Here is a 20786-nt window from a genome sequence, read left to right on the forward strand (position 1 = left end):
CACTCCGTGAATTCGGGAAAGTCGGTATCCGCGGGAAAGCGGAATCATTCGACATCTGCTGGCGCCGCGCCGATGGCACAAGCGCGTAGTCAGCAAGTCGGAACGGCCGCCCGTCAAGGGCGCCGGGACTTAGCGAACCGGAGGTCGGTAGCGACTTTGAAGCGACGGGGCCGGGCGGTCGGCCAAGGCCGGACCAGCGGCCAGGATGTGCGACGTCATCCCCCAGCCTTGGGCCGGTGCCGTGAGTGTCCCCAGTATTCCTGCCGGGCAGACAACCGCGCAATCTGCACCCTCACAGCAATCGATTGCCGTGGAATGGTTGCCAGACAATGCCGCTTCGACGGCAGGAGCTGCCTCGGCATGTTCCCCGCAGACTGCATGATCGTCTTCAGCAGGCGCTGGGGCGGGCATGGAGCTGACCATGGCCAAGTGCTGCACATGCATCTGCGTGGCCGCCACCGCGAGTCCCGATCCATTGAGGACCAGGGCGATGCAAACCAGTACACGCAGTAGAAGGTGCTGGAGCGACATATCGGGCTACATTAACCAAAACATGTTGGCATTGCCGGGAATTCCCTGAACCGTCGCTCAACGATGGTCAAGGAACGTCGCCCAAGAAGTCGACAAGCGGGGTCCGCCATCGGCACATGAGCGGTCACTGCGCCAGGCCGTGTATCAGACGTGCAGCAACCCTGGCCGTAATGTTGTCCCGATCCAGCGGAGGACAAAGCTCGGCGATATCGCAGACTTTCACCCGGCCCGTGCTCAACGTGGCGGCGATGAGTGGCTCCAGCACCTCTTGGGTGATGCCCCGGGCATTGGGCGCGCTGACGCCAGGCGCCGCAGCATGGGGGAGGACGTCGAGGCAGATGGTCAGGTAGATCGAGTCGGCTGGTTGCAACCACTGCAGAAGCCGCTCGACTTGCGCGCACGAATTCGCCAGCGTCATTTCCTCGTCCATCAAAAAACGCGTGTCCGTCTCCCGAGCGGTGTGAAACAGACGTCGCGTGTTGGATGCGCTGCTGACCCCGAGACAAAAGTAGTCCAGCGCAATGCCATGTTTGTCGGCGTGCTGGATGGCTTGGCGGAACGGGGTTCCGGAGGTGGCGATCGGGCTGTCGCGCAGGTCGAAGTGTGCATCCAGGTTGACGATGGCGATGCGCCCGGCATCGCGGTTGTTTGCCAATCCCAGATAGCTGGCGAAAGCGATTTCGTGTCCACCGCCCATGCCAACCGGAAAATGGCCATCCGACAGTAATTCAGTCAGGCGGTCGGCGTAGCGCTGTTGCGCGCTTTCCAGATCGCCGTCGGTGCAGGCGATGTCGCCTGCGTCATACAGAGGGCGCGAGTGGGTGACAGGCAGGTTGGCCAGGGCCAGTCGCAACGCCGATGGGCCTTGTGCCGCGCCGGTCCGGCCGTTGTTCCTGCGCACGCCTTCGTCGCTGGCAAATCCCAGCAGAGCGATGCCCGGGGTGGCGTGGCGTTCCATTGGACGCACGATCTGGTGCCAGCGGAAGGTCTCGGGGTCCGCTTCGTCATCGATTCGACCGTGCCAGCTTTCCATCAGTTGTCCATCAGCCCAGCTCGTCCGGGAACTCGGTGCGTACCAGTTCGGCGAGCCGGCCGCTGACAATCAACGTGTCCGCCGCCGCGATCTCGGGGGCGAAGTAACGATCTTCGTCGTAGCGGGGGACGACCGTGCGGATCAGGTCGAACGCCTGTTCGAGCCGGACCGAGGAGACCCCGGTATCGCGGGCGGCGAAAGATCCACTGTCGGGCGTGTCAATTCCTCAGCCAACACGGGCGATCACGCCAGCGACGATGATCTCGTTCTCCTAGTTTGAGGGCCGTTCCCGTACGCGGGTCAGCGTTCCGGGCCCCGCGGTCGGTTGCGCTTGATCGCCCGATCCAGATCGTGGCCGGGAGCGCGGTCGATGTCGAGCCCGAGTAAGGCCTCGATCGAATGAGCCGCGACGACCTTCAGGCCAGCCCCGTCCCGCGCCAGACCCAGCCACCGCTCGGTTCCGATCCGCCCGGCGGAGCCGATCTGCTCGGCGCGCAGGCGGCGCAAGTGATCCAGATAGGTCACCATCGCGGCAGGCTTCAGCCCCAAGCGCGGTTTCGCAGGTGGCGTGGGACGAGCCAAGTGGTCGACCAGAAAGCGGGCCGATCCGCGATCAAGCTTGACGGGCTCGGTGAGCCCGAGGACGTCCAGATACAGGCACAGGCGAAGGTCGACGCCGGCCTCAGCGTGCTGTCCATAGACCACGAAATGTCCGTGGCGACTCAACGCGCGCAACGCCTTGTCCTGAGCAAACGCCTTGCAGCAGGCCGCGCGATGCTTCCGCGTTTCCGAGCCCAGCTCGGCGGGCGAACGCTTGAACTCAAGCACCAGGCATTGTTCGCGTCCGATGACCAGGTCGCTGAAGGCGCAGTCCAGCGGGGTCTGCTGGAACAGGTTAACCGCCATTGGAGACATCGGAGCCGCCGCCAGCGCACCGGACGCGTGCTGGGCCGCGTAGCGCGCATCGGCATAGCCTAACGCGTAGAGGAAAGCGCCGATGAGCTGGTTTTCATAGGGTATCGCGGTCGTCACGATGCACGCGCGTCGTCTGCGGCGGCCAGGTCGTCCAGGATCGGACACTCCGGCCGGCCGTCGCCATGACAGCGCCGTGCCAGGTTCTCCAGTGTGCGCTGCATGGCCTGCATCTCGGCGATGCGCTCGGCGAGCCCTGCGGCATGCTCGTTGGCCAGGCGCTTGACGTCGGCGCTTGCGCGCGAGCGATCGCTCCACAGCGAAAGCAACACCTCGATCTGCTTCATTGAAAACCCAAGGTTCCGCGCCCGCTTGACGAAGCGCAGGCGGTGCACGTCGGCGTCGCTGTAGAGCCGGTAGCCGGCGAACGTGCGCGCTGCCTCGGGGATCAGGCCGATCGACTCGTAGTGGCGGATCATCTTCGCGCTCACGCCTGAGAGCGCCGCGGCTTCGCCGATGTTGTGCAGGCCCTGCTCGCGGGCCTCGGCGAGCTCGGGGCGGAATGCATTACTTGGCATGGGCCACCTCGTTCGACTCGGGCGATCGCGGCGGAGACCACCGGCGCAGCAGCAGGGTGTTGCCGACCACGCTGACCGAGGAGAACGCCATGGCCGCGCCGGCGATCACCGGGTCAAGCAGTCCGAATGCTGCAAGCGGAAGGCCGATGACGTTGTAGCCAAACGCCCAGAACAGGTTCTGATGGATCTTGCGGGTCGTGCGCCGCGAGATATCGAGCGACGCCGCCACCAGGTCCAGGTCCGGACGCATCAGCGTGATCCCGGCCGCGTGGATTGCGACGTCGGTGCCGGTGCCCATTGCGATACCGACATCGCTGGCGGCGAGGGCGGGGGCGTCATTGATGCCATCGCCCACCATGGCCACCGTACCTCTCTCCCTGAGCGCGAGCACCGCGTCCACTTTCTGCCCGGGCTGCACGTTCGCGCGGACCTCGTCGATGCCCAACGCATCGGCCACGCTGCGGGCTGCGCCCTCGTTGTCGCCTGAGATCATGACGGTGCGGATGCCCAGGGCATGCAACCTCGCTATCGAGGCGGCTGCACCAGCGCGCGGCTCGTCGCGGAACGCGAGCAGCCCCTCCAGCTGCGCGCCGTCCGCCTGCCGGGAGGCAACCCAAGACAGGGTGTGGCCTTGCGTGCGCAGGGCATCGGCGCGTGCGAGCAGAGGCGCGAGGTCGACGCCAGCGTCTTCCATCATCGCCGTGCTGCCGACGAGCAGCTCGATCCCGTCCACGGTCCCACGCAGACCGCGCCCAGGGACGGCGGCGATATCCCGTGCAGCGGGCAGTTCGTGCCCATCGACCGCGGCCAGCACGGCGTGGGCCAGGGGATGCTCGCTGCCGGCCTGCACGGCCGCGGTCCGCAGCACCAGCGCGTCGTCTGCACCGTCAAGCGCGGTAACCGCCACCAGCCGTGGCTTGCCGGCCGTGAGCGTACCGGTCTTGTCGAAGGCGACGACGCTCACGCGGTGGGCCGTCTCCAGCGCCTGCGCGTCCTTGATTAGGACGCCGGCGCGCGCTGCGACGCCGGTGCCGGCCATGATGGCGGTGGGCGTTGCGAGTCCGAGCGCACAGGGACAGGCGATCACAAGGACCGCGACGGCATTGAGGATCGCCTGCGTCCAGTCGCCGGTCACAAGGCCCCAGCCGATCGCGGTGACGAGCGCCAAGGCGACCACCACCGGAACGAAGATCGCACTGACGCGGTCGACCACCTTCTGGATGGGGGCCTTCTTGGCCTGGGCGTCCTCGACCAGGCGGATGATCCGCGCGAGGGCCGACTCGCTGCCCACTGCCGTCGTTTCGACGAGCACGAAGCCTTCCCCGTTGACGGCCCCGCCTGTGACGCGATCGCCCTCGAGCTTGGCGACAGGCACCGATTCCCCGGTGATGAGCGACTCGTCGGCATGGGTGCGACCTTCCTGGATGGTGCCGTCCACGGGGAACCGCTCGCCGGGCCGAACGACCACGACGTCCCCGACGGCGACCTGCTCGACCGGAATCTCCAGATCGGCGCCCGATTGGCGGATGCGCGCGGTGGTGGGGCGCAAGGCCTGCAGGGCGCGGATCGCCTCGGTCGTCTGCCGCTTGGCTCGGGCCTCGAGAAACTTGCCCAGCAGGATCAGGGTGATGATGGCCGCCGAAGCCTCGAAATACAGCGGGCCAGCCCCGTGGTGCGCCGCACCCCGGACCAGGTGATAGACGCTCAGGCCGTAAGCGGCCGACGTTCCCAGGGCCACCAGCAGGTCCATGTTCCCCGTGCCGGCCCTCAGGGCACGCCACGCAGCGCGGTAGAAGCGGGCGCCCAGCGAGAATTGGACGGGGGTGGCCAGCGCGAACTGGATCCATCCCGGCAGCATCCAGTGCTCACCCCATAACAAGGAAAGCATTGGGGCGACGAGCGGCAGCGTCAGCACGCTCGCGATTATCAGATGGCGGGCCTCGCGGCCCGGCGTGCCACGGGCCGGTTCTGATTGCGGGACCTCCGGCGTATCAACCCGCACGGTGTAACCGGCGTTGGCGACCGCCTCTGAAAGCACGGCGTCTGATACATCGCCCGTCACCTCGACGCTTGCGCGTTCAGTGGCGAGATTCACCGTCGCCCCGACGACGCCCGGGACGTTTCGCAGCGCACGTTCAACGCGGCCCACGCATGAGGCACAGGTCATGCCCTCAACGGTCAGGTCAACCTGGCGCGTCCGTATCCGATAGCCCGCAGCCTCGATTGCACCTGCGACGTCCGTGACGGACAGGGGGGCGCTCACGCGGACTTCGGCCGTTTCGGTGGTCAGGTTCACCGTGGCCGTGTCGACGTTCGGCAGGGCACGCAGCGCCCGCTCCACGCGACCGACGCACGAGACACACGTCATGCCCTCGACCGGTACGCGCAGCGGAGGCGGGATGTTCGACGCGGACACGGCATTCATGGCGGTCTTTCCGGAATCAGGGAGTATCAGGCTCGGGCCTCCCATGGTGGGAGGGTCAACACGCCTGATCACCTGAACTGATCGCCGGCGGAGCGTTGAGCCGCCTTGACCTTGCCACCGTGGCAAGCCTGACGGTGTCCAGGCCGGCGTGGGTCGGCGCTTTTGGAGCTTGAGATGAATCTGACAGTACAGGGCATGACGTGCGGGCACTGCGTGGCGGCGATCAGCCGTGCCGTGGACGCGCTTGGCGGCCGTGCACAGGTGGACCTGACCCGCGGAACTGTCACGGTCGAGGGCACAACCGATGTCGCGGCCGTACGTCGAGCGATCGAGGACGAGGGTTACAAAGTGGTGGACGTCCAGGCGGCCGACGCCGAACGCGGCGGCGGTCCAGGCGGCAGCTGCTGTGGCTGCCGAGGCTGAAAACCACGGGCTCGCCGTGCGTGGGCGGGCCCGGCTGCGCGACCCCGGAGCGGGGTCCAGAGTTCATCGACGTTGAACACTGCACGGCCAACTTCGCGTTAGAGTACCCAGGTGAACCTCCTGTCACTTCTGCTGCGCATCGTGCTGAGCGTGAGCCTGATCGCCAATGGCGCGGGCTTGGCGCAGGCAGCGACGCGCATGCAGTTGGTTCACGCCGAGCATGCCGAGCATGCGGCGGCACCTGTCGCCGCTGCTGCGGCCGTGGTCGCGGCGGCCGGCGAGAGCCAGCCGGCATGCCATGAGCCGGGCATGACCGAAGCGGCATCGCCAAAGGCGCTGCCGGATCACCATGGCGGACACGACAGTCCAGGTGACGTCGGCGATCAGGCCACCGATTGCTGTGAAGGCAAAAGCTGCCAGTGCGTGTGTGCCCAGCATGCGCCCATGGCATCGGTCCCGGCCGGCGTGTCCGGTGTGACGGCCTCGCATGCGTCGGTCGTGGCGCGTGCCAACCCGCGGCATCTGCCGCCGCGCCTGCCTCATCTCATCCGACCTCCGATCGGCTAGGCGAAGGCGCGCCCTTGTGCGCGCGAGCGGCGCCTGTGCGCCTCCAGCCCTGTGGGCTGCCTCGCCTTTTATCGGAGTGTTCCATGTCATCTCTTCTCGTGCCTCCCAATGAGGGGGGCGTCGCGATGCCGACCCGGCGTCGCTTTGTCCAGGGCCTGGCCTTTGGTGGTGCTGTAACTGCACTGGGCCTGCCCCAGGGCCTGCTCGCGCAAGGCCGTGCCGTGGGCAACAGTCACGTGCTCGCCGGCACCCAGTTCGACCTCGTCATCGGCGAAACCCCGGTCAATTTCACTGGCCGTACGCGCCCCGGCATCACCGTCAACGGGACCATTCCCGCGCCGATCCTGCGCTGGAAGGAAGGGACCACGGTGAACCTGCGGGTCAGCAACGCGTTGCCGCCGAACTCGATCCACGGCCACCAGACGTCGCTGCATTGGCACGGCATCATCCTGCCGGCCAACATGGACGGGGTGCCTGGAGTCAGCTTCAACGGCATCGAGCGCGGCGAGACCTACCACTATCGATTCGACGTCAATCAGGCAGGCACCTACTGGTACCACAGCCATTCGGCGTTCCAGGAGCAGGCCGGCGTCTACGGCGCGATCATCGTCGATCCGATCGAGCCGCCACCGTTCAACTACCAGCGCGACTACGTCGTGCTGCTCAGTGATTGGACGGACCTCGACCCGCGTGCGCTGTTCTCGCGGCTCAAGAAGATGTCGGACTACGACAACCTCTACAAGCGCACGGTCGGCGACTTTGTCGAGGACGTCGACCGGTACGGGCTCAAGGACACCGTCGAGAACCGGCTGATGTGGGGCCGCATGCGCATGGAGCCGACCGACCTGTCGGACGTCAACGGCCGCACCTACACCTACCTCATGAACGGCACGACCGCGCTGGGCAACTGGACGGGGCTGTTCAAGCGCGGCGAGAAGATCCGGCTGCGGCTGGTCAACGGCTCGGCGATGACGTACTTCGACGTGCGCATCCCGGGCCTCAAGATGACCGTGGTCGCGGTCGACGGGCTGTACGTGCATCCCGTGACCGTCGATGAGCTTCGGATCCCGACGGCCGAAACCTATGACGTCATCGTCGAGCCCGACGGGCAGGATGCTTACACGATCTTCGCCCAGGACAACGGGCGCACCGGCTTCGTAAGCGGCACGCTGGCGGTCCGCGCGGGCCTGCGGGCGCCCATTCCGCCGCTCGACGAGCGGCCGATCCTCACGATGGAGGACATGGGCCATGGCGACATGGGCCACGGCGCGATGGGACATGGCCCGGCCGGCGGCGCAACGCATGCGGTACCCGCGTTGGGCGCCGCATCCAACGTGAAGTCCGAGCACGCGGGACACGTGATGCAGGCCAACCCCGGTCCGGCGACTCCCCATGCGCACGCAGCGGCGGGGGGCATGCATCACCCGGCCGTGGAAGGGGCCATGCAGCACCACCCGGCAAGCGAGCGAGGCAATCCGCTGGTCGACATGCAGTCGATGTCGCCCGAGCCCAAGCTCGACGATCCGGGAATCGGGCTGCGTCACAACAACCGGCGCGTGCTGACGTACGGCGACCTGCGCAGCCTGTTTGCCGACCCCGACGGCCGTGCGCCGGGCCGCACCGTGGAGCTGCACCTGACCGGGCACATGGAGAAGTTCGCCTGGTCATTCAACGGCATCAAGTTCTCCAGCTCCGAGCCGCTGCGCTTCAACTACGGCGAGCGCCTGCGGATCACGCTGGTCAACGACACGATGATGTCGCACCCGATCCACCTGCACGGCATGTGGAGCGACCTGGAGGATGCCGATGGCAACTTCCTGGTGCGCAAGCACACGATCGACATGCCGCCCGGGACGAAGCGCAGCTATCGCGTGCGTGCCGATGCGCTCGGACGCTGGGCGTATCACTGCCATCTGCTCTACCACATGGAGTCGGGGATGATGCGCGAAGTGGAGGTGGCGGCATGAGCAGATATTCGTCCACGCCCCTCGCCGCGCGGTTGATCGCGGTGGCGATCGCACTTGCGCTGGCGCCTGCTGCTCAGGCGCAGCATGCCGGGCACGAAGGTCACGTCATGCCGCCCCCGGCGAAGGCTGAGAAAAAGCCCGTCCCCAAAAAGCCGGCCGCCAAGCCGGTGCCGGCGAAACCGTCGCCTGCGGCGAAGCCAGCCGCGGTCGTCGACCATGCCGCGATGGGGCACGGCGCTCCACCGCCCCCCGCCCGTACGCCCACCAAGCCTGCGGCCAAGCCCGCGCCGGTACGCAAGCCGGCATCAAAGGCGCAGGCGGCCCAGCCGGTTGACCACGCGGCAATGGGCCATGGGACACAGGCCGCTCCTGCGCCAGCGGCTGCGAAACCCGCGAAGCCGCCGGCGTCGGCAACGAGACCTGCGGCGACCGGCGTCGATCACGCCGCGATGGGGCACGGCGCCCATGCCACACCGGCCGCAAAGCCGGCACCATCCAAAAAGCCTGTTGCCGCGCCCGCAGGGGCAGCGCAGGCCGTGGACCATGCAGCCATGGGGCACGGTCCACAGTCGCCGCAAGCCGCTCCTGCCGCCCAGCCCAGAAGCGGTTCCGACCACGCCGGCATGGACCACGGCGCATCGGACACAGTGGACCACTCGGCGATGGGCCACGACGCGCCGACGCCCGCCACGCCGGGCACGCCTGCTGCGACCGGGCACGAGGGAATGGACCATGGCGCGATGGGGCATGGCCCCGGTCAGCCCGTCGATCACGCCGCGATGGGCCATGCCCCGAACGGCGACCTGCCGGCCGATGCCGAGCCGCGCACGCCGATTCCCGAGATCACCGAAGCCGACTTGCTTGCCGCGGTCCCGCCGATGCACGTAGGCCACGAGACCCACGATACGGCGATCCATTCCTACTGGCTGGCCGACCGCCTCGAATGGCAGGACACCGAGGAAGGCAGTCTTGCGTGGGAAGGCGTGGCGTGGATTGGAACGGACATCAACCGCGTGTGGCTGCGCACCGAGGGCGAAGCCAGCGACGGCGAGATCGAATCGGGCGACCTCGAGGTGCTCTACGGGCGCGCCGTCGATCCCTGGTGGGACGTCGTGGCCGGTGTTCGCCAGGACTTCGGCGAAGGGCCGTCACGCACCTACGCCGCGTTCGGCGTTCAGGGCCTTGCGCCCTACAAGTTCGAGGTCGAGGCCACGGCCTACGTGGGCACGGGCGGCCGCACCGCCGCAACCGTCGAGGCCGAGTACGACACGCTGATCACCAACCGGCTGATCCTGCAGTGGCAGGCCGAAGCCAGCCTGCACGGCAAGGACGACCCGGAGCGGGGCATCGGTTCGGGCCTGAGCACGGTGGAGGCAGGGGCGCGGCTTCGCTACGAGATCACGCGTCGCTTCGCGCCGTACCTGGGCGTCGAGTTCGAGCGTGCGTTCGGCGGCACAGCCGACCTGCGTCGCGAACACGGCGAGCCGGTGCGTGACACGCGCCTGGTGGCGGGCGTCCGGTTCTGGTTTTAAGGGGGGCAGGCCATGCGAACCCATCACCGGAAGTCCTGGATCTGGATTTTGCTCGCACTCGTGCTGCTGCTTTCGCTCGGCGCGTACGCATTCGTGCGCACAGGTATCTACAACGTCGCGGCGGACGAGCCGCATTACCCGGCCACCACTGCGTTGCTCGAGCAGGTGCGGCAGGCCTCTGTCCGCGCGCGGGCGCGCACCCTGGAGGTCCCGAAAGATCTGATGAGCGAGGCGCGCATTGTCCAGGGCGCGGGTAACTACGCCGCCATGTGTACCCAATGCCATCTTGCGCCCGGCATGCAGCCGACCGAGATCAGCCGGGGGTTGTACCCGGCGCCCCCGAATCTGACCAAGGAGGCGGTCGATGCCGACGAAGCGTTTTGGGTGATCAAGCACGGCATCAAGGCGACGGGCATGCCGGCCTGGGGCGAGAGCATGGACGATGAGTACATCTGGAACATGGCCGCTTTCCTGCAACGCCTGCCCGAGCTCGACGCGGCGGGCTACCAGGCGCTAATTGGGAAAAGCGACGGCCATTCCCACGGTGGAGGCGAGACGACCCCGCACGACCACGGTTCTAGCCCGCCGGAGTCGGGTGCCGCGTCCCACCATCCTGATCCACCGGGGATGGCACCTCATCACGCAACGCCGGCCAAAGCCACCACTGGCCACGACCACGCACCGGGCACGCCGCCGCACGTGGATGCACCTGCTCACGTCGATCCGCCGGGCGCCCCGGCTCACGAACACTGATCACCCAAAGGGAATGCCATGAAGAACCTGATGATTTCCGTCGCCATTGCAATGACGCTTTCGGCCGCGCCTGCGCTAGCCCATGAAAAAGCCCAGGCGGCGCCGGCTGCAGCCGCACCCGCGGCGGATCCCGCACTCGCAGAGGCGACTGCCGTCGTCGAACGCTTCGGGACAGCGCTGAAGTCCGGCGACATGGCCACGGTCGGAACCTTGCTGGACGAGAACGTACTGATCCTGGAAAGCGGTGGCGCCGAGCGCAGCCGCGAGGAATACCTCGGGCACCACGCGATCTCCGATGCAGCCTTCCTGGGGAAGGCGACCGTGACGCCCGTGCGCCGCCAGGGTTGGGTGCGTGGCGACGTTGCGTTCGTCGGCAGCGAAAGCGAGATCAAGACGGGCGAGGGCAGCCAGGCGAAGACGCTGCTGAGCACCGAGACCATGCTGCTCCAGAAGCAGGACGGCAACTGGCAGATCGTGCACATCCACTGGTCGTCGCGTCCGAAGAAGGCGGCCAAGTCATGAGGCGCCCGGCCAGGTGGCTGCTTGCAGCGTTTGCCGTAGTTGGCTTGGGTGGCTGCGCCCAAGCGCCGGATGCAGCGTTGCAGGGCGTGGCCTCAGGGCAGCCAGCGCCCGCTGCCGTGGCGACGACCGAGGCGATCGCGCCATCTAGCCCGACCCCTGGCGCGCTCCCGGTTGCCCGGACTGCGCTTCCAACCGTGCTGGTCCACAAGAGTCCGACGTGCGGCTGCTGCGCCGCATGGGTCGAGCACATGCGCGAGAACGGCTTCACCGTCGAGGTCAATGAGACCGACGAGGTGGAGCCGATCAAGCAGCGCCTCGGCGTGCCATTTGGGAAGGGCTCGTGTCACACGGCTGAAGTAGGACCCTATTTCGTCGAGGGCCACGTGCCAGCCGAGGACATCAAGCGGCTGCTTGCCGAAGGCGGCGACGCGAAGGGCCTGGTCCTGCCGGGCATGCCGATCGGCTCGCCCGGGATGGAAATGCCTGACGGTCGAGTCGAGCGGTACACGGTCGAGCGTGTGGACGCGCAAGGCGAAACGCACCCGTTCGCCGTGCACGGAGAACACGGCCAGCCGTAGAGCGAGAGCTCCGCCATGTCGAATTCGAAGGGACATTGACTATGACCAGCGCAAACCCGGCGCCGGATGCACGGCGCTTGCGAGAGTACGCAGCCAGCGGCGTCATCTTCATCGGGCAACGTGCGTCGGGCAGGCGCGTCGGCTCGAACGTTGCACGCGTAAGCAAGCGGGCGATGGCCTGTTTGCCGAGCTGCAGGGGCGGGTCATCTCGATCGAGCCGCACGTCAGCTCATCCCCCATACGGTGAAATGCTTCAGCTGGCGGGTGGGCGGCCATGAAGATCGGCGAGGTGGCGCGCCGTGTAGGGGTGCCGATCGATACCATACGCTACTACGAGCGCAACGGACTGCTGCCGCCGCCGGCACGGCGCAAATCCGGATATCGCGATTTCCACGCGGACGACATCGCGCGGCTGAACTTCGTGCTTCGCGGCAAGGCCATGGGGTTTACGTTGTCGGAGATCCGCGAACTCCTCGCGCTTTCGGACAATGCGCAAGGCGACATGGCGGCGATCAAGGCCGCTGCCAAGTCGAAGCTCGAGGAAATCGAGATACGACTTTCGGCGCTCGCACGCATTCGCGACGGGTTGGGTGAGCTGGTCGATGCATGCCCTGGGGCCGGACCGGTAACGGGGTGCCCGATCCGCGCTGCGCTGCTGGACTGGCGAAAGCCACGCGAATAATCGACGTTCTCAATGCGCTGTGTGCCCCGCGGATCAGGCGAACGCGTCGCTCCCCGGAGGCGGGCGGTTGGATCCGTAAAACGGCGCCGACTCCGTGCGACGCGCACGCCGGCTGCGGGTGGATCGACGGGAATCATCCATCTCGTGACGCTGCGCGCGCACCCGGCCTCACGACACCGCCATCGCGCCGACTCACGCGACGAGATGGCTGCGCGTGGCGCCACTGCGACGGCAAGCGGTGCCCCAATGCCGCAAAGCCTTGAGCACGCTCCAAACTCTGCTCACCGCGGCCCAACAGGCGCGCTGCAAGGATCGGGCGAGCAACCCATGCAATCCACCAACGGTTTGCTGCGTGGCAGTCCGTGCCTCGGGTTCGACTGATCAGCGCTCGCGCCATGGCAGTTTGCGGATCTGCGTCGCCGTGTCGCGCCGCATGCTGCAAGCGCCGGGTGACCGGCCCGCGGAAGTTCTGCGGCGCGGAGTGAGTGCTGTTTTGGCTGATGGACCAAGCGCAGGCGCGGTTAACCGGTTGCGAAGAAGCTGGGTTGTCGCAGTGCGGTGACTCGGGCGCGCCGATTTACGCCCGCCAACAACGGAAAGTATCCATGTCAGATCACAACATGAACGAGTGCATCGACAACTGCATCAAGTGCGCAGTGGTCTGTGTCGAAACGGTCAAGCACTGCCTCACCAAAGGCGGGCAGCATGCATCTCCGGAACACATCGGCCTGCTGCAAACCTGTGCGGATATCTGCACCGTCAGCGCCAACGCCATGCTTCGCGGCATCGAAGGACACAAGGTGACCTGCGGCGCATGCGCCGAGATCTGCCGCCAGTGCGCCGAGGCCTGCGAGCGGATGGGCGATGACGAGGCGATGCGCCGCTGCGCGGAGGCATGCCGCCGTTGCGCCGAAAGCTGCGCCCAGATGGCGTCCATGTAAAACCCAACCGTGCGGCCCCGTTGCGGCGGGGCCGCCCGAAGCGCTGTCGGCGCGGAGCGCCTTGCTTGCCCTGAGCCAGCCCGCGTACGCGCCCGCCGGGCTCGTCATCAGCGCGTGCTCGGCTCGATGGCCGCCCTCGTGCAGGCGTCGTACCCGCCATCTGACGGCCGGGGGCGCTCCGATGTATTCCAGGTCTAGCGCTTAGGCGATTCGATATCTCCACACCGCATCTCCCGCGGCGATACGCACGAGGTGACTCATGGAACAACGTCGCAAGACGGCCACGGTCCATCGCATGGTCATGCCCAATCACGTGTGCCCTTATGGTCTCAAAGCCGTGGCGCTGTTGCGCCGGAAAGGCTTCCAGGTCGAGGATCGCTGGTTGACCAGCCGGGAGGAAGTCGACGCATTCAAGGCCGAGCACAATGTGGCCACGACACCTCAGGCCTTTGTGGACGGCGAGAGGATCGGCGGGTACACGGACTTGCGCCGTTGGCTCGGGCTGCGCACACGGGATCCGAAGGCCACGACGTACCGCCCCGTCGCCGCGGTGTTCGGGGTTTCGGCGCTTATGGCATTGGCCGTGGCTTATGCCAGCGGGCAGCCGATGCTTGGCGCCGCATCGATCCAGTGGTTCATCGCGTTCGCCATGTGTCTGCTGGCAATGCTGAAGCTGCGCGACGTTGAGAGCTTTTCTTCGATGTTCCTCAACTACGACCTGCTCGCCAAGCACTGGGTCCCGTACGCCTACGTCTATCCGTGGGCGGAGCTGCTCGCTGGCGTACTCATGGCGGCAGGTGCACTGCACGTGGTGTCGATTCCCGTCGCGCTGTTCATCGGAACGATCGGGGCGGTCTCGGTCATCAAAGCGGTTTACGTCGACAAACGCGAACTCAAATGCGCATGCGTCGGGGGCGACACGAATGTCCCGCTCGGCTTTGTGTCCCTGAGCGAGAATCTTTTAATGGTCGGGATGGCGCTGTGGATGCTGGCTGGCGGGGCTGCCCTGCAAGGCGTCCACTGATCAGTCCTGCCAGGAGGAAAGCCCTGCCTGCTCGGCCGGGGTGGGAAACGGCCGGCTTCACGCTTCGCGGGGACAGGGAATCGTTCAATTCGTCCAGAACGGAGACCTCGATGTTTTCGCACCCACGCGCCGCACGGCCTGCCGGCGGGAGGCACCTATGAGCACCGAGCACGTGCACGACGGCCCCAGCCGCACTCGGCCAGGGCAATCAGCGACCGCTCCACGAGAAGCGGGGCAGACGCAAACCGAAGCCAAGCCTTCCGGGATCTCGGCCGCGTCGGGGGATGAAGTAGGGGATGGGCTGGAGGAGCTTCCCGACGACGGAACCGCCGGTACAGCAAGCGGCCGTGCACGGTATGCAGAGCCGATGCTGGGACCTGAAGACGATATCCCGACAGGGGACGGGTAGGGCGGAAGCAGGAGCGTCGGTGACCCGAGGCTGTTCGCACAGCCGCCACCGTTCTTCGGGAGGAGCGAGGCTCGTGCAGAGGGCTGGAGAGTGCACCTGGCCTTCGCAACAGCTGAACCGTTCGTTGCGGTCGCTCCGGACGGACTATCGTCCGCCGGATCGCTCTGCCTTCGGCGGTTCTATCTCGTCCCACGGATGGGCCATCATCTCCGCAAATGCGTAGGCAGCCCCAACCCACTGCCCCCGAAGGCAGTGGTAGGACTCTTCTGCCTTGCCCGGGTCGTCAGCCACCTCAAGCCCCGCCTCGCGCAGCCGCTGGAACGCGTCGGGAAATCGTGAGCGTTTGACCGGGTCATCCTGCCCGAGCGCTTGCGCGCCCAGCAGCGAGCGCCCCGTCTGTCCGAGCAGGTCGGTTCCGCTACCCCACAGCATGCTGATCTCTGCGCGCGACATGAGCTTGCCCGGCGGCTCAGCCAATGCGCTGCGTGCCAGCGTCAAAGGTTCCAGCACGAGAAGCGCAATCCGTGCCATCGAGTAGCGCGGGTCGCGCATGCGGAAGTAGTGCAGCACCGGGTAGGAATGGTGCGACTCGAGAAGGTCCAACGTCTGCATTCCGACATCCATGAAGCCGCCTTGCCCCCCTTTCAGCCAGCCACTGGTGTGGACGCGCACGAGCAGCTGGACCGCGCCGCCTGTTCCACCGGAGAGGTGGTGCAACACCTGCGCCAGGGTATTGCGGCGCACCAGCGCCGAGTAGACGGACATGAAGTAGGTCAGGGTCAACGTGATGATCGAAAATCCGACCAGTGCCTTCGCAACCATCAGAAGGCGGTAAAAGGCGGAATTCGGAACGAGGTCGCCCGTGCCGAGCGTCGTGAGCGAGTATCCCGTGTAGTAGACCGCAGTCCACCAGTCCGTCGGCGTCGCACCGCTGCTCTTCGTCACTGACACGCCGAGAGCCGGCCAGACGATCAGCGAGAATCCGAGTAGGAGCAGCAGGAACCACATGCCGACGGTGAGCAGCATCATCGCGGGGCCGGAGAACGAAAGAACTGCGTCCTTGTGCCGCCCCGCGACCCCGCCAACCGCCTTGAACAGCGCCCAGGTGCCGCGGTACAGCCGAGGCGTCAGCAGCCCGACGCCGGCGCGGCTATAGAGGACTGTAAGAAATACATCGACGAGCGCGAGCACTACCAGGGCGCCCCCCAAAATTTCCATGACGCCTTCTGGCATGCCCCGTTCGCTCCTGTTCTCACGTTCAGGCGGCTGGTGCCCAGCCAGCCTGGCTGTGTCCACTTGCCGCATCGTCGATGCGTTCCAACGGATTCAGGCAAGCTTCCCTGCTTGCCTGCTTTGCATCAAACATCCGGCTCAGTGGCGATTGAGCTGGTCACCACCGCCGGCCTTGCCGAGCTCGGCTCCAGTCGTCGGGTTGACGTCCAGGTTCGACTTCAAGCGGGCCGTCATCTGGTCCACGATCTTTTTCTGGTCGGAGGACAGCTTGACCGACATCAGTCCATCGCCGCCGTCAATTCCCATGTGCTTTTCGTGATCGGACACGACATTGAAGTCGGCGTCGTTGTTCCACGGCCCTCGCATGTCGCCGGCGCCCTGCGACGTATTGACGTACATGTCGGCGAACGCGGGGCGGCCAGCCAGCTTGCCGGGCGGGAAATTCGGCTCGATCGAGTAGAGCGCTTTTTCAAACGACTTCTGATGTGCAATCTCGCGCGTCATCAGGAACGTCAACGCATCCTTGACGCCAGGATCATCCGTGAGGTTGATCAGTCGCTCATAAACGATCTTCGCGCGAGCTTCGGCGGCAATGTTTGAGCGCAGGTCTGCCGTGGGCTCGCCAATGCTGTCGACGTACCCTGCGGTCCACAGCTGTCCGCCCGAGTTAATGAGAGAGGGCCCTCCACCAAACAGCACTTGCGTAACATGCGAGTCGTTGCCTGCGCCCTGCAGCTTTCGAAAGAGCTCGGCTTCCGAGTCGACTGCTTCAGCGAGTTCGCCCTTCGCGCCCTTGTTGAGCATCGCCACGATGGTCCCGATGACCTCGAGATGGCTGAGCTCCTCGGTCGCAATGTCGAAAAGCATGTCGCGCCGGCCAGGGTCGTCTTCCGCTAGCGCCTGGGTGAAGTAGCGCATCGCTGCGGCAAGCTCGCCTTGCGGCCCGCCGAACTGCTCGAGCATCAGGTTCGCCAGGGCGGGGTTTGGCTCATGCACGTGAACTGAGTACTGCAGTCTCTGGTTATGCGAAAACATACGGGGCTCCTTGAGCGTGGATGATCGGCAGCCAGTACTCCCTGCGCGATAACGGTCCTTGATCGGCCCAACGGCTGCGCGGCAACGGCCTTCCGCTGCAATGCCAACATTGCCTGATTGCCCGTTAGGCACAGGCGAAATAGGCGGGCATGCCAGTACTTCAAAGACCCTCGCGCGTGTCGAACTGGTAAGCAGGTGCTTGCGCACTCAACGAAGTGCTCCGTAACCTCATTGCATCGCCAGGGGATTCACTGGAGCAGGGCATTTTGGGCGCATTGGGCGGCTCGGATGGGCCGCTTGATCAGTCCAGCAGCCGTCGGAGCAACGCCTCGAGGACTGTTTGTTGTCTCGATAAGACTTATCTGGGACGTTGCTTGTAACGATGAGGCAGGTACGTCACTTGATGGGAGCGTGCGATGAGCAACCGACGCAGTACACCAAAGCCGCCGAATGGAAAAACAGTTTTGCCGGTCGAAGATCAGGACTCGCGTCAGTTTCCGCGTGGAGGCTATGCGCCGCTGGGCGACGAGAGCATTCGCAACCCGTACCTTCCCGGTGAGGAGCGCATGATCGGCCGTCCGGATCCGGAGAAATTCGGCGAACCTGATGAGTACTTATCGAACCTGATGAGTACTTATGACGATGAAGGCTGAACAAGCGTCGCCTGTCGCTCGGTGAGGCGTTCGACCGCCACAGGGCTCGTCGTAACCCGCGCCACGACGCACTTAGCCCGGGTTGCAGCCTATCAGGACTGAGAGACAGCACTGCCCATGCGGCAGTGCTGTTAATCGCGTCCATCGCCCCATTGGCAGTCGCCGGCCAGGCCTGGTCGTAAGGCATGTGCCTGTGCGGCACCACCACGCTCGCCTTGGCCAGCGTGGCGCCCAGCCACCGCTCCTTGTTGAAGCAAGCGGCGCAAGAGCAAGGTCTATCGCACCACTTCGCGGGCCTTGGCTGCCATTTCCGGGGTTACCTCGGCGGGGCGCGCAGGTAAAACCGCGTTGCCGCGTTCTCCGTTCTGTTCGATGTCGCTGAGCAGGAGCTTCATCTCCAGAATCTCCCGAACCTGCGACTCAATGATTTGGTCGGCAAGCTTGCGAACACGCGGGTCGCTGATGTCTGCTTTTCGAGCGTTGTTGATCGCGATTGAATGGTGCGGAATCATCGACTTCATGAAGGCGGTGTCGCCGATCAGGCTTTGGCTGCGGTTGACGAACAACAGGATGATTCCTGCCAGCGCCGCCAGGCTCAGTACGACGACCTTTTTCCCCATGCCCTCATACATCGACCACATAAAGCCCAGCATGACGAGCGTCATCACCGATCCCATGACCAGCGAAGCCACAAGTCGGTTGATGCTGAAGGTGGCGTGGTCCACGCTATAGATGAGCTGGTACATCAGGAAGAACATGATGAACGAGGACGTTGCGATCATTGCCGCGAACTTTCCCCATCCCATGTGGCCCATTTCGCCACCTCCTGCGTGCTTCTTCATCGGTCACCTCCTGCTGCGTTAATAGCGGTAGTTAAATCAATCTTTGGAAAGTGCGTTCTATCGGGTGCACGCGGACGACTGTCTCGGCGCAGCGTTCGCTGAAATCGCACGTGCGGGGACATGTCAGCGGTGTCGCAGCCGCTCAGAGCAGCGATTGCGCGAAGCATGCCTGCTGCCCATCCCGCCGCGCATTGATTGCCGGTCGTTGCTGGGAGCGCGAGTACTGCGCGTTTGCACGCCTGCTCATAAAGGCTCCGCGTCCCTGTCTCAGCTATCAAGTCGACTGTTGGACCCAAAGGCGTATCGCATTGGCAGTGAGCCACACCACTCGTGAGCGCCGAATGGAAACTGTCTGGACTACCAGTCCAACCTTTTTTCTTTAAGGCAGTTCGCCCCGGCCGCGACCGCGGTGGTGCGAAACCCGTCGGCGCTGCCCTGAGGAGTGGTGTAGAAACACGCCGTGTCCGCGGCGCTTCAGCTGCAGCGGCCTGGTCCCCAACGAATATGCTGCGCCGTGCGCGACAGATCGCGCGCCTTTCAGCGTCGGTGGAATCGCCGTTGGAGTCGACTCCAGCGCACGGCGAAGCCATCGAGTTCGGTTATCCCGCGTAGTGAAGAGATCCCAGCCCTACGATTGCCGTGGGTCGGGCAAAGCGGATCGTCTCGGAGCGACGATCGCTGGAGAGCCGCTTAGCCTTTGCTCGCGATGGAGGCGCTGCCTCGGTGTGCTGTGGCAACTTATAGGACGACGGCTTCAGTCAGGGCGACCGTGCGCGGTCCTGGTGCACCGGAGCCCTTCTGGACCCCGGTGCGCCGGTGCGGCTTACTGAGCCGGAGTGATGTTCGTGATCGTGTTGTTCGCGCCCGCCGAGCGAAACTCGAAGTTGACCTTCTGGCCGGCCTGCACCGCCTGGATCTGTTCCGGGGTCGCGACGAAGCCCATGGTCATGGCCGGCCACTTCAGGGCGTCGACCGGGCCGTGCGCGATGACAATCCTGTTGGTGGCCGGATCGACCGACTCGACCGTACCCGTCGCGGTTGCCATGGTGCCAGCGGCGTCGCCCGTGGTCTCCATGCCCATCGCCTGATGGTCGGCTTCAGACATGTCCATCGACTGCGCGTCAGCGCCTGCCATCGGTGCGGCAGGCTCGGCGGCAACCGGAGTCGCGGCCTCGGCGGAGGCTGCGGTGTCCGTCGGTGCAACGGCGGTTTCAGCGGTGCCGGCTTCCTCGGAACAGCCAGCCAGGAACGCGATCGAGAGCAGGGGAGCAATCAGCATTTTCATGTGTGTTTCCTCAGGTGGTTACGGGGGTGGAACGGCTGCGGGCAATCCGGCGGCGGCACAGCAGTCGATAAGCCGCCGGGATGATCAGCATGGAAAGGAGCGGAGCGGTGACCATGCCGCCGAGCATCGGCGCGGCAATGCGTTGCATGACTTCCGACCCCGGGCCATCGCCGATGAATAGTGGGAACAAGCCGGCCAGGATCACAGCCACTGTCATGGCCTTCGGCCTCACACGCAGCACCGCGCCTTCGCGGATCGCATCGTCGAGATCGTCGGCGTCGGCGCTCGGGTTCCGCTTGAGGCGCTCGTGCCAGGCTTGGCGCAGGTAGAGCAGCATGATCACGCCGAACTCGGCGGCCACGCCGGCCAGCGCGATAAACCCGATCAGCGTGGCAACCGATATCGCATGGCCGAGGATCCAGATCAGCCATAGACCGCCGACGAGCGCGAGCGGCAGGCTGAGCATGATGATCGAGGCCTCGGCGGCGTCCCGGAACACGAGGTAGATCAGCAGAAAGATAATCGCCAGCGCCGCCGGAACGACCCACTTGAGTCGCTCGGTCGCGCGCGCGAGATACTCGTACTGCCCGGACCATTCCAGGCTGTAGCCGGGCGGCAATTTGAGCTGCTCGGCCATCGCGGCCTGCAGATCGGTGACCACCGAACCCAGGTCGCGATCGGCGACGTCGACGAAGACATAGCCCGCCAGTCGGCCGTTTTCACTCTTGAGCATCGGCGGGCCGGCCATGGTTACGGGTGGCGACAAGGTAAGGGATCAGCCGACACCCTAAGCGGGATACCGACAGCGCACGCGGCGGTGATGGTCATGTCGCTGTTTACATAATATGCATTATGCGAAGT

At 65.5% G+C, this 20786-nt stretch carries 20 protein-coding genes and 1 pseudogene; 11 read left to right on the plus strand and 10 right to left on the minus strand.

Annotated features, from left to right (window positions below):
• Positions 1-129 precede the first annotated feature (129 nt).
• The 5 genes from B5D37_RS15245 to B5D37_RS01415 form a co-directional block, all read right to left on the minus strand.
• On the minus strand, positions 130-531 hold the full coding sequence (locus B5D37_RS15245; protein WP_143814077.1) for a CopL family metal-binding regulatory protein: 402 nt from the start codon (positions 529-531) through the stop codon (positions 130-132).
• Positions 532-655: 124 nt separating this feature from the next.
• A complete protein-coding gene (hutG, locus tag B5D37_RS01400) occupies positions 656-1564 on the minus strand; it encodes a formimidoylglutamase (RefSeq protein WP_078756910.1) in 909 nt (302 codons plus the stop codon).
• 300 nt (positions 1565-1864) lie between these two features.
• Positions 1865-2596, minus strand: coding sequence for a hypothetical protein (locus B5D37_RS01405; protein WP_078756911.1), 732 nt, complete (start codon positions 2594-2596; stop codon positions 1865-1867).
• Positions 2593-3054, minus strand: a complete 462-nt coding sequence (gene cueR, locus B5D37_RS01410) for a Cu(I)-responsive transcriptional regulator (RefSeq protein WP_078756912.1) — start codon at positions 3052-3054, stop codon at positions 2593-2595. Before cueR ends, B5D37_RS01405 begins: the two co-directional genes overlap by 4 nt.
• Positions 3044-5479, minus strand: coding sequence for a heavy metal translocating P-type ATPase (locus B5D37_RS01415; RefSeq protein ID WP_078756913.1), 2436 nt, complete (start codon positions 5477-5479; stop codon positions 3044-3046). Before B5D37_RS01415 ends, cueR begins: the two co-directional genes overlap by 11 nt.
• 174 nt (positions 5480-5653) lie before the next feature.
• Between B5D37_RS01415 and B5D37_RS01420 the strand changes: the two genes are divergently transcribed.
• From B5D37_RS01420 to B5D37_RS01465, 10 genes are all read left to right on the plus strand, one after another.
• Positions 5654-5902: a heavy-metal-associated domain-containing protein gene (locus B5D37_RS01420; protein WP_078756914.1), complete on the plus strand. Its 249-nt coding sequence runs from the start codon at positions 5654-5656 to the stop codon at positions 5900-5902.
• Between the two features lie 111 nt (positions 5903-6013).
• On the plus strand, positions 6014-6469 hold the full coding sequence (locus B5D37_RS01425) for a CopL family metal-binding regulatory protein (protein WP_078756915.1): 456 nt from the start codon (positions 6014-6016) through the stop codon (positions 6467-6469).
• 83 nt (positions 6470-6552) lie between these two features.
• Positions 6553-8436 carry a copper resistance system multicopper oxidase gene (locus B5D37_RS01430; protein WP_078756916.1) on the plus strand — a complete coding sequence of 628 codons (1884 nt, stop codon included), beginning with the start codon at positions 6553-6555 and terminating at the stop codon, positions 8434-8436.
• A gap of 623 nt (positions 8437-9059) precedes the next feature.
• Positions 9060-9968 (plus strand): copper resistance protein B, encoded by a 909-nt coding sequence (locus tag B5D37_RS01435; protein WP_234987672.1) that lies wholly within the window; start codon positions 9060-9062, stop codon positions 9966-9968.
• A 12-nt stretch (positions 9969-9980) separates the two neighbouring features.
• Entirely contained in the window at positions 9981-10721 is a 741-nt protein-coding gene (locus tag B5D37_RS01440) for a c-type cytochrome (protein WP_078756917.1), read from the plus strand.
• Positions 10722-10739: 18 nt separating this feature from the next.
• Positions 10740-11243 (plus strand): YybH family protein, encoded by a 504-nt coding sequence (locus tag B5D37_RS01445; RefSeq protein WP_078756918.1) that lies wholly within the window; start codon positions 10740-10742, stop codon positions 11241-11243.
• Positions 11244-11491: 248 nt separating this feature from the next.
• The gene (locus B5D37_RS15000) at positions 11492-11821 is read left to right on the plus strand and encodes a DUF411 domain-containing protein (RefSeq protein ID WP_234987673.1); all 330 of its coding nucleotides are present in this window, start codon (positions 11492-11494) and stop codon (positions 11819-11821) included.
• Positions 11822-12095: 274 nt separating this feature from the next.
• Positions 12096-12503 (plus strand): heavy metal-responsive transcriptional regulator, encoded by a 408-nt coding sequence (locus tag B5D37_RS01455; protein WP_078756920.1) that lies wholly within the window; start codon positions 12096-12098, stop codon positions 12501-12503.
• A gap of 485 nt (positions 12504-12988) precedes the next feature.
• Entirely contained in the window at positions 12989-13444 is a 456-nt protein-coding gene (locus B5D37_RS01460) for a four-helix bundle copper-binding protein (RefSeq protein ID WP_234987674.1), read from the plus strand.
• Between the two features lie 259 nt (positions 13445-13703).
• Complete coding sequence (locus B5D37_RS01465) at positions 13704-14468, plus strand: glutaredoxin family protein (protein WP_200809170.1); 765 nt, start codon at positions 13704-13706, stop codon at positions 14466-14468.
• Positions 14469-15021: 553 nt separating this feature from the next.
• Here the strand turns inward: B5D37_RS01465 and B5D37_RS01470 are convergent.
• Positions 15022-16110: a potassium channel family protein gene (locus tag B5D37_RS01470; protein ID WP_159447320.1), complete on the minus strand. Its 1089-nt coding sequence runs from the start codon at positions 16108-16110 to the stop codon at positions 15022-15024.
• A gap of 138 nt (positions 16111-16248) precedes the next feature.
• The gene (locus B5D37_RS01475) at positions 16249-17145 is read right to left on the minus strand and encodes a manganese catalase family protein (protein WP_078756924.1); all 897 of its coding nucleotides are present in this window, start codon (positions 17143-17145) and stop codon (positions 16249-16251) included.
• Between the two features lie 416 nt (positions 17146-17561).
• On the opposite strand from B5D37_RS01475, the gene B5D37_RS01480 reads away from it, so the two are divergent.
• Positions 17562-17798 (plus strand): hypothetical protein, encoded by a 237-nt coding sequence (locus B5D37_RS01480; protein ID WP_143814078.1) that lies wholly within the window; start codon positions 17562-17564, stop codon positions 17796-17798.
• Positions 17799-18073: 275 nt separating this feature from the next.
• Here the strand turns inward: B5D37_RS01480 and B5D37_RS01485 are convergent, their stop codons facing one another.
• From B5D37_RS01485 to B5D37_RS01495, 3 genes and pseudogenes are all read right to left on the minus strand, one after another.
• Positions 18074-18640, minus strand: a complete 567-nt coding sequence (locus B5D37_RS01485) for a DUF305 domain-containing protein (RefSeq protein WP_078756926.1) — start codon at positions 18638-18640, stop codon at positions 18074-18076.
• 823 nt (positions 18641-19463) lie between these two features.
• The gene (locus B5D37_RS15005) at positions 19464-19925 is read right to left on the minus strand and encodes a copper-binding protein (RefSeq protein WP_234987675.1); all 462 of its coding nucleotides are present in this window, start codon (positions 19923-19925) and stop codon (positions 19464-19466) included.
• A 10-nt stretch (positions 19926-19935) separates the two neighbouring features.
• Positions 19936-20673 (minus strand): annotated as a pseudogene (locus tag B5D37_RS01495) (efflux RND transporter permease subunit); the annotation flags it as partial.
• Between the last annotated feature and the right edge of the window lie 113 nt (positions 20674-20786).

The sequence above is a fragment of the Lysobacter spongiicola DSM 21749 genome (assembly GCF_900167055.1).
Classification (GTDB): Bacteria; Pseudomonadota; Gammaproteobacteria; order Xanthomonadales; family Xanthomonadaceae; genus Novilysobacter; species Novilysobacter spongiicola.